This is a genomic window from Gardnerella sp. KA01001 (genome assembly GCF_049244025.1).
Lineage (GTDB): Bacteria > Actinomycetota > Actinomycetes > Actinomycetales > Bifidobacteriaceae > Bifidobacterium > Bifidobacterium swidsinskii.
In genome coordinates this window covers 823,153-835,443 of sequence record NZ_CP058366.1, presented here as the reverse complement: position 1 = coordinate 835,443, position 12,291 = coordinate 823,153, and the positions used below count along the sequence as shown (strand labels likewise).

Below are 12,291 nucleotides of genomic sequence, written 5' to 3'. Positions count from 1 at the left end.
ATTATTTTGCATTTTAAGCTTTTAAGTATCGCCTCAAAGCAATAGCAGAAGCAACTATAGATAACACTACTGCACCAGCTACAAGTATTGGAACGCATAGCCACACAGTTGTTTGAGTAACAAATGGCATCCAACGCACATTCTGCGCAAGCCAATCAGTTACAAAAACTTTAACTACTAAACTTAGCGCAGCACCAGCAAGTAAAGAACCCACAAACGACGCGAACGCTCCTTCAAGAAGAAACGGCATACGAATAGTCCAGTTAGAGGCACCAACTAAGCGCATAATTTCGGTTTCTTGACGACGGCTAGCAGCAGACATTCGAATCGTAGTGCCAGTAAGCATAATCGCTACAACAACCATAACTGCTGCAAGCACAATTGTCACAACAGTAGCGCGATTAAGCACACTGAAAACAGGATCAAAAATCTGACGCTGATCAACAACTTCTTCCACACCATCGCGTCCAGAAAGAACTTCTGAGACAACCTGATATTTCATAGGATTAGTAAGCTTCAAGCGCAACGAATCTTGCATGTCTGCCGCAGTTAAAGTACGTCCTTGATACATTCCGTTAGGATATTGCTTTAAGAATGTGTTTTTATAAAATTCATTGCGGCTAACATAAGTGATATTTGAAACATCATCGCCTAATTCTTGGTGAATAATATGCTCCAATTTTACAATTTCGGCATCAGTAGGTGCTTTTCCAGAAGCACAAGAAGGAGATTGGCTAGTTCCATCCGGGCACAGCCAGGCAACCACTTCTACTTTGTCATACCAGTCACCTTTTGCCTTGGTAATCTGCGCTTGCATAAGCACTGAAACACCAATAAAAAGGAAAGAAATGAACGTTACAAGCATAACCGAAAGAATCATCGAAACATTACGACGCAAACTAATGCAAGTTTCGGAAAAAATAAATCGTAAACGCATTACTCTGCTCCTTCAGTTTTATTAATGTCATTATTGCTATCGTCAACACTAATGTTCTCATTATTAGTATTTTCAGCTGCAACAGGTGGCTTAGGCGGAGCTGGAGGCATAGGAGGAAGCTGAGATTTACGCTCAGATTCAACATCGGATTGTAACTTACTTTCTGCTTCTGACTGCAACTCATCGCCGGTTTCGGATTGTGATTCTTCGCTCACTTCAGAGTTTTCAGTAGATTCAGTAGATTCATTAGTTTCAGCAGTTTCGTGAGATTCGTGAGATTCATTAGTTTCTGCAGTTTCGTGATTATCAGTAGTCTCAGTAGTCTCAGTAGTATTAGCAGTTTCTGCAGTTTCAGAATTTCCGGCAACTTCAGAGGATTCTTTATTATCTTCCGAAATCTCAACTTCTGAATCATTCTCTTCAACATCTTCATTATCGTTTGAAGAAATCAATCCTCGTCCCCAAGTCATCGTTGTTTCCAAAGACTGGAACACTTCGCCGTAACGACCAGTTCTGCCAGAATGAACAGACTGAGCCAAACGTGCGATTCCTTCATTTTCTGAAGTGTCACTCTTCAACGATTGCGTTACCATGTCAACAACTTCACGCGCCTGAGCAGCACGTTGAGCTTTTTTAGAAAGCCTCTTATGACGTTCAGTATGCTCAGATTGAGCAATTGACTTTTGAGCATCGCGATCTGATTGATCTTGAGAATTTTCAACAGTTTGTTGTGCTTTAGAATTATGCTCAACTTCACTATCTGGGAAATACAATGCAGAATCATATGATCCTTCACGCTCATCACGCACAATTTTTCCAGCATGAAGCTCCACAACTCGCTTACGCATTGAGTTCACAATTTCCTCATTATGCGTAGCCATAACAATCGTTGTGCCAGTTCGGTTAATAGCATCCAAAACTTCCATAATTCCAAGAGAAGTAGTTGGATCCAAATTACCAGTAGGCTCATCTGCAAGAATAATTTGAGGGTGATTGACGTATGCGCGAGCAATTGCAACTCGCTGCGCCTCACCGCCAGAAAGCTCGTGTGGGTAATTATTTTCTTTACCAGTCAAACCAACCGTTTCAAGAACACGAGGAACAAGTGAACGAATCGTAGACCGACTCGTGCCAATCACTTCCAAAGCAAAAGCAACATTTTGGTAAACTGTTTTATTATTAAGCAGCTTATAATCCTGGAAAATAAAGCCAAGAGATCTACGATACTGCGGCACTTGTCGGTTAGAAAGTCTGCGCAAATCGTTACCAGCTACGTGAATTTCCCCACCATTTGCTTCTTCTTCACGAAGCAGCAAACTAAGCAATGTAGTTTTACCAGAACCGGAAGCGCCAACAAGAAACACAAAATCTCCGCGATCTACATGCAAAGACACATCGTCTAATGCAGGACGTGTACCTCGAGGATATATTTTTGACACATGATCTAATGAAATCAGCGACATTGTTTCAATTCCTTCCGAAGATTATGTGTAATTGTTGGTTTTTAGTTCTAGCTTTAGTTTTATTTAAGATTCTGCTTCAGCTTCTTTTTGAGCTGCAACTCGCTGCTCGTGACGCCAACGAATGCCAGCTTCAATAAAACCGTCAATATCGCCGTCAAAAACAGCTTGAGTTTGTGAAGTTTCGTAACCAGTGCGCAAATCCTTCACCATCTGATAAGGGTGAAGCACGTAAGAGCGCATTTGATCTCCCCAACTTGCCTTAATATCTCCAGCAAGTTCCTTCTTTTTTGCAGCTTCCTCAGCATGCTTAAGCACAAGCAAACGCGATTGCAAAACTGCCATTGCAGCGGCGCGGTTCTGAATCTGACTTCGCTCATCTTGCATAGAAACAACCAAGCCGGTTGGCAAATGCGTAATACGAACAGCAGAATACGTAGTGTTCACGCCCTGACCTCCTGGCCCTGAAGCCTGGAAAGTATCCACGCGAATATCCGAATCTGGAATATCAATATGATCTGTAGCTTCAACCAAAGGGATTACTTCCACTGCGCTAAAGCCAGTCTGTCGACGGCCTTGATTATCGAATGGCGAAATACGAACCATTCTGTGAGTACCGCCTTCTACAGAAAGACGACCATACGCGTACGGGGCATCCACTTGGAAAGTAGCGGATTTAATACCAGCTTCTTCCGCATAAGACGTGTCCATCATCTTAGTTTTGTAACCGTTTCGCTCAGCCCAGCGCAAGTACATACGAAGAAGCATTTGAGCAAAATCAGCAGCATCCACGCCGCCCGCACCAGAGCGAATCGTAACAACTGCAGAACGAGCATCATATTCGCCGTCAAGAAGAGTCTGAACCTCCATATCGTCCAACTCGTGAGCAATATTTCCAAGCTCTTCTTGAGCCTCGCTCATAGAATCAGCATCGCCTTCTTCTTGGCCAAGCTCAATTAAAGTCTTAGTATCTTCAATGCGCTGATCTACAGCTTGCAAACGCTTCAACTGAGACTGAGCCGCGGAAAGCTTACTCGTAACCTGCTGAGCATGCTCAGAATCATCCCAAAGTCCAGGCTCTGCAGCCTGCTTTTCTAAATCAGCAATCGTAGCCTTCAACGAATCGACGTCTAGTGCTTTAGAAATCGAAGAATACTTTGCTTCAACATCATTTAATGCTTGGGAAAAATCAAATTCCGCCATTTACTTAAAGTACCTCTTTACATACCTGTTTTACGCAATTACTACTCGCAAAATACTTACAAAATCAACTATTGATAAGTTTAGCGCACGGTCAAAATCTCAGGACCGTTTTCCGTAATTGCAATCGTGTGCTCGCTGTGAGCACCGCGAGAACCATCAGCAGAGCGAAGAGTCCAACCATCCTTAGGATCCTGGTAAATTTCGTCAGTAGTCTTTAAGAACCATGGCTCAATTGCAATAACTAAACCTGGGCGAAGCTTGTAGCCGTGGTGAGCAGTGCCATCGTTAGGAACGTGCGGATCGCCATGCATAATATGACCGACTCCGTGACCGCCAAACTCAAGATTTACGCTGTAGCCGTACTCGTGAGCAACGCAACCAACAGCTGCAGAAATATCGCCAAGACGGTTGCCAGGCTGAGCCATGTTAATGCCAGCCTCCAAAGCTTCCTCAGTGCACTTAATCAAGCGCAAATCCTCAGGATCTGCATGCTTTCCAACAACGAAACTAATAGCGGAATCTCCAACCCAGCCGTCTACGTTAATTGCCAAATCAAGAGTCAACAAATCGCCGTCTTTAAGGTTATAATCAAAAGGAACTCCGTGAAGAACAGCATCGTTTACAGACGTGCAAATATAGTGCGCAAAAGGACCTGTACCAAAATCAGGAGCGTAATCAACATAGCAAGAAGACGCACCTTTGCGGCTCATAATACGCTGGCGAACGAAATCATCAATCTCAAGAAGATTCGTGCCAACTTTGGTCATTGCTTTCAAGTCTTTAAGAATACTACCGACGAAGCGACCTGCAGGCTTCATCGCTTCAATTTCAGATGGAGTTTTAAGTTCAATCATGCTTCAAGACTAACGCGCAGGCACGAAAATAAAGCAAAATATAGCGAAAATACTAACCAATAGTGTCGCTTAATACTTGTAAGCTAATCACATGTCTAACAACAATAATAATAGTAATAATAAGGAATCGCAGAAGGAAATTTCTGCTGTAGATTTTGACCCAGCCTCCTTCTCGTCGGTTATTCGTCCACAAGACGACTTGTTCCGTTACATAAACGGTCCTTGGATTGACACTTACACTCTCCCAGAAGACAAACCAATGTATGGTGCTTTCCACAAGCTTGCAGAAGATGCAGAAAAGCAAATTCGAGATATTTTAGAAAACGAAAATTGCCCAGCCAAAAAGTCGCAAACCTTATACCGTAACTATTTGGATACCGCATCTATTGAAAAAGCTGGAATTACGCCAATTAAGGGCGATTTAGACGCTGTGGATTCAGCAGAAACTAAGGAAGATTTGGTTCGCACTATTGGCGCGCTTAATCCGTACGGCGGTCCAGATGCAATGTTTTATTTTGGCGTTTACGGAGACCCTAAAGATCCTAAGACGAATATTATGCATATTGAGCAATCGGGATTGGGCTTGCCAGACGAAGCATACTATCGCGAAGATAACTACGCTCCAATTCGCACTGAATATGTAAAAATGGTAGCTTCTTTGCTGCGCTTAGCAGGCTACGGAGACGCAACTACTACACAAGCGCAAGCCGAGCGTTTCTTGAATGTTGAAACTAAAATAGCGAGCTACCATTGGGATAACGTAGCAACTCGCGATTCTCAAAAAACTTATAATCCTTGCAATTATGCTGATTTGGCAAAAAATCTTGAAGCGCTGAATCTCGACGCCTTCTTAGATGCTGCACAAAAAGCGTACGATAACTCAGAAGAAGCAGAACATCAACCAATCAATCTTCGTGAAGCTTTTAACAAAGTTGTAGTTCACGAGCCAAGCTTTATGGAAGGTTTGAATAAGATTTGGCAAGAAGCCGACTTAGAAGATTTAAAGCTTTGGGCGCGCGTGCACGTGATTTTGCGCTGGGCAAGCTTACTTAGTGAAGATTTTGCACAAGCGCGATTCGACTTCTACGGCAAGGTGCTTTCTGGTGCCACAAAGCAGCGCGACCGTTGGAAGCGAGCAGTCGGAGTTGTTGACGATGCTTGTGGTGAGGAAGTTGGACGCGAATACGTGCGATTGCATTTCCCTGAGTCTTCTAAGGAATATATGCAAGGCTTAGTTGACAATCTTATTAACGCTTACCGTGAGTCGATTTCGCACAGCACCTGGCTTGGTGAGGAAACTAAAGCGAAGGCTTTGGAAAAGATTAGTAAATTTGAGCCAAATATTGGTTACACAAACCATTGGGTTGACTACTCTGCGCTAAATATTAAGGAAGACGCTGACTTAGTTGATAATATGCGCGAAGTTTATCGATTTGGCTTTGGTAAAAATACTGCAAAAGCCGGAAATCCTGTGGATCGCGAAGAATGGCAGATGACTCCGCAAACTGTGAACGCTTACTACGATCCTCTGCTGAACGTAATCGTGTTCCCAGCTGCTATTTTGCAACCACCATTCTTTAACCCAAGTGCTCCAGACGCAGCAAATTACGGCGCTATTGGTGCCGTGATTGGTCATGAAATCGGTCACGGTTTTGACGATCAAGGTTGCGAATACGACGGCGACGGCGTGCTTAACAATTGGTGGACTGAAGAAGACAAAACCAACTTCACTGAGCGCACTAAGAAGCTTATTGAGCAATACAATGCTTTCACACCAACGCAGCTTATCGTTAAGTACTCTCACTTGAAGAGCAAAGAAGAGCGCAATGCGATGCCTCACGTAAACGGTGCTTTAACGATCGGCGAAAATATTGGCGATTTAAGCGGCGTGACTATTGCGCTTAAAGCATACGCTTTCGCTTTGCAAAAGAGCGAAGGACATGAAATTGACGGAAGTGAAGATGCGATTCGCGAAACTTTGTTGAACGCTCCTGAAGTAGATGGTTTCACTGCTTTGCAGCGATTCTTCTTAAGCTACGCGTTAGTATGGCGTTCCAAGGCTCGTAATGAAATTGCGGAACAGCTGCTTCAAATCGACCCGCACTCCCCAGCCGAATGCCGCACTAACGGCATTGCTCGTAACGTAGACTTGTTCTACGATGCTTTCGACGTTAAAGAAGGCGACGAAATGTGGCTCGACCCTGCTGAGCGCGTACACATTTGGTAAGTTGCGAATAAATCGCAAATAAATCGCAAATAAGTCGCGAATAAGTCAAAAATAGAAGCCTGCAGACGCTTAATAAACGTTTGCAGGCTTATTATTTTCTATTTTTAGAAATCATTCTTCGTCTTAAGAAAATCCAAGCCACCACTGCAATAGTGCACAAAACAAGCACGCTTAAAATCGCAGAAATAATCACAATAAATTTATACGTTGAAGCATTTTTCTTCATAGCTTTCGCTAACTTTTTATGATGCTTATGCTTCAAATGCTTCTTTTTAGCCAAAGCTTTTTTCTTCTTAGCTTCCTCGTCTTTACGCTTCTGCTCTTCCTTCTTCTTTCGCTCCTCTTCAGCACGCTTTTTTTGCTCTTCGGGAGATTCTGGGCCAATCTTGCCATCCAGATAATCAATATCACCGTTATATTCCGACAGTGTCAACGCTCCAACAACACCATAAGGGCCGCCCGAAGCCTCTCCGTAACCGAAAGAAATATTGCTAGGATTCAAAATCTGATACAAATGACCATTATCTTCGTTAAAACTTCCGCCGGTTGCGCGCAAAGCCGACTCTTCATCTTGAATCCACAATTGCATAGAACCAGCAAGATCCACACCCCAACTTAAATTTTCACCCCACGCTTTTCGGCCAGTGTAATCAGGCTCGCTCACACCATCTGGGCCCAAATGGCCAAACTGCCCATGCTGGCGGTTTCTTGCGCGCGACGGAAAGCATCCTCTTCATTTGCAGAATCCTACTGAATATTATTAACATACGCTTCTTTAGTAAGACCGTAGCGGCTCACGTAATCTTGCAAAGGAACGCCATTAAAATACGTGCTGCGATCATCGTAAAGCCTAGATCTTGCGCTTCGAATAGAAGAAAGAACGTAACGCGCTACATTACTTGACTGAATAAAAGATGCAGAAGAAGCAGAATTAGTTGTTTGAATTATTGGATTTTGATGATATTCGTGATGATATTCGCGATTATACGCCTGATGATACGCCTTAGAATGTTCTAAAGTAAAATCAGCAAAATTTTGCGATATTGCACACACAGTTAGGCATACAGCCGAAATAACAAGAATACTAACCTAACTTATGCGCATATTAGATTTATGCTTCGCATATTGCTGATTACTTTCCACCATAAATATCTTCTTCACTACATTCAATATTTTCAATACGTTTGCTCAATACTACCCTGCAATGAGGAATGATTACGCATGTACAGTTAATTGTTGAGCTTTTACTAAATATTTTTCTGTAGTCAAGAGATTAATTACATTGTGGATAAAACCTAGGTTTTAACCACAATAGAAAAGTTTGCTGGCAAAGTTGTTGCGCAAAGTTCATAGTTGTTATTACTGCGGCATTTCCTCGTGGCTGCGAAGCTCAGAGGCAATGATGGCTCTGTATTTCGGGGCTGAAATGGCTGCAGTCCAAATTGTGAAAGGACTATGAAATATGGCACAACAACAGTCGACCGTGACTATTAGTGGATACGTAGGCGCTGAGCCTGTAAACTTTGGGCGAAGTGAAAATTCTCCGGCTTGTGCGCTACGAATCGCGAGCACGCAATCATATTACCGCAACGACGAACAGCAATGGCATGAGCGTCCAACTACTTGGATGACTGTGAAAGCGTATAGGACTTTGGCTTCAAACGTGCTAAAAAGCGTTCATAAAGGCGATGCAATCGTTGTATATGGCAATTTGAGTACAGAAAACTGGACGAAAGATGGAAACGATTATAATCGCGTAATTTTGGAAGCTTCTGCTATTGGTCACGATTTAAATCGTGGAACTACGCAATTTACAAAGCGAAACGCTGATTCCGCTAAAAATGATCATACGAAAGAAAGTAATCAAGTACAGCAGAAGAACAATGCACAACAAAATAACTCTAACGCAAACATTTCGAATGACGAATTTGGAGGCGAAACTGATATTTAAGGAAAATAAAATCGCAATTCGAGAAATCCACTAAACTCACAGCACAATAAATTAATATGAATACAATAAAATAATGCCGCCAAGAATAGTAGTATTCCTGGCGGCAAATTGTAAAACAGGTCGTTACTTAAGCAAATCGTTTACGCGAGATACGATTCGAGCGGCAGCTTCGTCAACTGGGACTGCTTCAACATTTGAGCCGTTACGATCGCGGATTTCAATCGTACCGTTGTTCACGGTATCGCGACCTGCTACAGCAATCAGCGGCACGCCAACAAGCTCAGCATCCTTGAACTTTACGCCTGGAGAAACCTTTGGACGGTCGTCAAAGATTACTTCGATGCCTTGCTTGCTAAGCTCCTCAACAACCTTTTCAGCAGCGTCGAAAGCAACCTGATCCTTGCCTGTTGCAACAACATGAACTTGAGCTGGAGCAATTGCCATAGGCCATGCTAGACCAGCGTCATCGTGATGCGTTTCTGCCAAGCATGCAATTACGCGGCTAACGCCAATGCCGTAGCAGCCCATCCAAACCGGCACAGCCTTACCGTTTTCGTTAAGAACGCTTAAGCCCAAAGCCTTAGAATACTTTAAGCCAAGCTGGAACACTTGACCAATTTCCACACCGCGTTCGAAGCTCAACGGACCGGAACCATCTGGGCTCATATCACCATCGCGAACCTGGGCTGCTTCAACAACACCATCAGCTTCAAAATCGCGACCGTAAACAGCGTTGTAAACATGCTTTCCGTCTTCGTCAGCTCCTGTAATCCAGGCACTTCCCTTTGCAACGTGAGCATCCATCAAGTAGCGGACAGGATTTGCAATACCCCTACCCTCTTTGCGAGCTTGAGGACCTAATACGCTAAAACCAATGTAGCCCTTAACAAACTCAGGATGAGACTTCAAATCATCCTCAGTTGCTTCTTCGATTTCTGCAGGAGCAAACTGAGCTTCAAGACGCTTCATATCTACTTGGCGATCCCCTGGAATACCAATCGCCACGATTTCGCGCCATGGTTCCTCATGCTCGCCGCCTTCAGCATCAGCTGGGTGCTTAACAGCAATAATAAGGTTCTTCAAAGTGTCGGAAGCTTGCCATTCGCGACCATCTTTACGCGGATGCAAGTCGTTAGAAACCTTAACCAAAGCTTCAATCGTCTTAGCGTCTGGAGTTTCGAGAGATTGCGCTGCAGGAGTTGCTGAGTAATCAACATCTTGCATTTCTGGAGTGGTAAGAGCCTCAACATTCCAAGCTTTTCCTGAAGGTGCGAGCGCAAAAGTATCTTCACCAATTGGCATTGGAGCCAAGAACTCTTCGGAATCAGAGCCACCCATTGGGCCGGAAACAGCGTGAACAATCACGTATTTAATGCCCAAACGGTCGAAAATTCGAGCGTAAGCAGCGCGCTCCTCAACGTAAGCAGATTTCAAACCATCTTCGTCAATCGAGAACGAATAAGCATCCTGCATAATAAACTCGCGACCGCGAATAAGACCAGCGCGCGGACGGAACTCGTCGCGATACTTCGTTTGAATCTGATACAAAGTAACTGGTAAATCCTTGTAAGAAGAATACATATCCTTAACGAGAAGCGTGAAAACTTCTTCGTGCGTTGGAGCAAGAAGATAGTCAGCTTGGTGGCGATCCTTAAGACGGAAGATATTGTCGCCATATTCTTCCCAACGGTTGGTAGCCTCGTAAGGCTCGCGCGGAAGAAGTGCCGGGAAGTGAACTTCCTGCGCACCGATACCGTTGATTTCGTCGCGAATAATCGCCTGAACCTTGTTCAAAACCTTAAGTCCTAGCGGAAGCCAAGTCCACACACCTGGTGCAGATTTACGAATATAGCCTGCGCGCTGCATAAGTTTTGCGGAAGTCACGTCCGCGTCTGCAGGATCCTCGCGCAGCGTACGAAGGAATAGCTGAGACATACGAAGTACATTGGAATTCATGCGTTCCAATCTATTTGCGCATGAGGACATAAACACTTGTCTACACGCATCAACAAAAGTAATACTCGATTAAATCATAACGTGCAAAAATATAACAAAGCGACCAAAACAACTCAGGTGTGAGTAGTTTATGCCGCTTCTAAGGCAAAATCCGACCAAAACGACTCAGCCGCGAGTAGTTTATGCCGTGCGCAAGGCAAAAACTTATAGAATATTAAAACTCGTCGTCGAAAGAAAATTCGTCCGTAACGCCATCACCGGCATTTTCAAAAAGACTAAACTCCTGCTGATCCGCAAAATCACCATCTGCTTTTTTGGCAACAAACGAGGAAGCCCCATCGCTAGCAAGCAGCTCACTTGCGCACCTTGACGCCTCACGCAAAGATCCGTCTAGCAGTACAGCATCCGCCGAAACACTAAACGCGCGATCGTTAATACCTTCCAAATAAAGACCGCCCAGATTTTCCACGCGAGAAAGCGCAACATATCCCATTCCGGGAGCGAAAGTTCTACGCAAATCCATTACCGCACTATCGAGAGTCATACCTTGCGACTTATGAATCGTAATTCCCCACGCGCAACGAAGAGGCACTTGATTTACGCTAGCAAGTACAGTCTCACCGTCCGTCATTTCCCACGCTGCAGGCTTAAGAGTTACAATATTGCCGTTTTCAAACTCAACAATCGGCCATCCGCCCTTAGATTCAGGCGCAAAACGCAACACACGCCCAACAGAGCCGTTTACATACTGCTTTTCCTGATCGTTTCGCAACGCCATCACAGCAGCCCCAGCCTTTAAAACTAAACGCTCCGGAGCAAGCATATTCTTTTTTAAGCGATCAACAAGATTTTTAGGCCCGGCTTCTGTTGCAACGAATTCGTGAGGCTCAGAATCAATTTCCGCAAGCTGCATATTATTTAAGCCATCTGCTTGCGAGTTCGTTGGGAAAAGATGTACTGCAACTTCGTCATCTTGCGGATACTCACCAAGGCGGCTAGCAAGCACTTGCTTATCGTCGTCACTCACGAGACCGCTACGAATATCCGTCAAAACTTCTAGCAACTTGCCGTCGTCTTGACGATGTTGCTCAGTTAAATAGCACACAACAGGTTTCAAAGCGTCCCATGCAAACGATTCCGTAATATAGCCTTCCGGATTTTTTCCAGCTGCAGTATACTTTTCGCGCGACGAAATAAACTCCGAGCTCGGCTCGAACACGTCACGATTTCGCATAGAAGTGCTAACAGGCGGCAATTGGAAGAAGTCGCCCGAAATAACTACTTGAAGCCCGCCGAAAGGAGCGGGATTTTTGCGCACCTTCCGGCAAACTTCATCAACCATGTCAAAAAGCCACGCGTGAATCATGGAAACTTCGTCCAACACGAGCACGTCCGTGGCTTTTATGCGCTTTCCTCGCCTAGCTCTAATTGTTTTAAGAAGCGTATCCGTAAGCGCGTTTGAAACTCCAACTCCACTCCACGAGTGAATGGTTTGACCGTTTAAGTGCGTTGCCGCAATACCGGTAGAGGCAGTTACAGCAACGCTTAAACCGTTCTTTCGCATTGCGCGAATAGCTTCGTTTAATACGTAGGTTTTACCTGCACCCGGAGCGCCGGTAATGAACGCGCTCGCGCCAGCGTTGATTATGGTTAAGGCTTCGGATTGCTTCATTGGCAGTACCTTTTATTGCGTTTAGTAGTCG

The 12,291-nt window shown here is 44.3% G+C and carries 10 protein-coding genes; 2 read left to right on the top strand and 8 right to left on the bottom strand.

Annotated features, from left to right (window positions below):
- Window positions 1-13: 13 nt before the first annotated feature.
- From ftsX to map, 4 genes are all read right to left on the bottom strand, one after another.
- Window positions 14-937, bottom strand: a complete 924-nt coding sequence (gene ftsX, locus HXT59_RS03375) for a permease-like cell division protein FtsX (protein WP_012914381.1) — start codon at window positions 935-937, stop codon at window positions 14-16.
- Complete coding sequence (ftsE, locus tag HXT59_RS03370; RefSeq protein ID WP_012914382.1) at window positions 937-2,400, bottom strand: cell division ATP-binding protein FtsE; 1,464 nt, start codon at window positions 2,398-2,400, stop codon at window positions 937-939. Before ftsE ends, ftsX begins: the two co-directional genes overlap by 1 nt.
- A gap of 63 nt (window positions 2,401-2,463) precedes the next feature.
- On the bottom strand, window positions 2,464-3,600 hold the full coding sequence (prfB, locus tag HXT59_RS03365; RefSeq protein WP_012914383.1) for a peptide chain release factor 2: 1,137 nt from the start codon (window positions 3,598-3,600) through the stop codon (window positions 2,464-2,466).
- 80 nt (window positions 3,601-3,680) lie between these two features.
- On the bottom strand, window positions 3,681-4,454 hold the full coding sequence (map, locus tag HXT59_RS03360; RefSeq protein ID WP_004120872.1) for a type I methionyl aminopeptidase: 774 nt from the start codon (window positions 4,452-4,454) through the stop codon (window positions 3,681-3,683).
- Between the two features lie 91 nt (window positions 4,455-4,545).
- Between map and HXT59_RS03355 the strand changes: the two genes are divergently transcribed.
- Entirely contained in the window at window positions 4,546-6,681 is a 2,136-nt protein-coding gene (locus HXT59_RS03355) for a M13 family metallopeptidase (protein ID WP_004108442.1), read from the top strand.
- Window positions 6,682-6,772: 91 nt separating this feature from the next.
- Here the strand turns inward: HXT59_RS03355 and HXT59_RS03350 are convergent, their stop codons facing one another.
- Together HXT59_RS03350 and HXT59_RS03345 are read right to left on the bottom strand one after the other, a co-directional pair.
- Window positions 6,773-7,360 (bottom strand): hypothetical protein, encoded by a 588-nt coding sequence (locus HXT59_RS03350; protein WP_244261706.1) that lies wholly within the window; start codon window positions 7,358-7,360, stop codon window positions 6,773-6,775.
- Between the two features lie 68 nt (window positions 7,361-7,428).
- The gene (locus HXT59_RS03345; RefSeq protein ID WP_421783474.1) at window positions 7,429-7,734 is read right to left on the bottom strand and encodes a hypothetical protein; all 306 of its coding nucleotides are present in this window, start codon (window positions 7,732-7,734) and stop codon (window positions 7,429-7,431) included.
- Window positions 7,735-8,143: 409 nt separating this feature from the next.
- On the opposite strand from HXT59_RS03345, the gene HXT59_RS03340 reads away from it, so the two are divergent.
- A complete protein-coding gene (locus HXT59_RS03340) occupies window positions 8,144-8,632 on the top strand; it encodes a single-stranded DNA-binding protein (RefSeq protein ID WP_421784106.1) in 489 nt (162 codons plus the stop codon).
- A 123-nt stretch (window positions 8,633-8,755) separates the two neighbouring features.
- On the opposite strand, the gene HXT59_RS03335 is transcribed toward HXT59_RS03340, so the two are convergent.
- Complete coding sequence (locus HXT59_RS03335) at window positions 8,756-10,588, bottom strand: proline--tRNA ligase (RefSeq protein WP_421784104.1); 1,833 nt, start codon at window positions 10,586-10,588, stop codon at window positions 8,756-8,758.
- A 214-nt stretch (window positions 10,589-10,802) separates the two neighbouring features.
- On the bottom strand, window positions 10,803-12,260 hold the full coding sequence (locus HXT59_RS03330; protein WP_064621396.1) for a PIF1 family DEAD/DEAH box helicase: 1,458 nt from the start codon (window positions 12,258-12,260) through the stop codon (window positions 10,803-10,805).
- Between the last annotated feature and the right edge of the window lie 31 nt (window positions 12,261-12,291).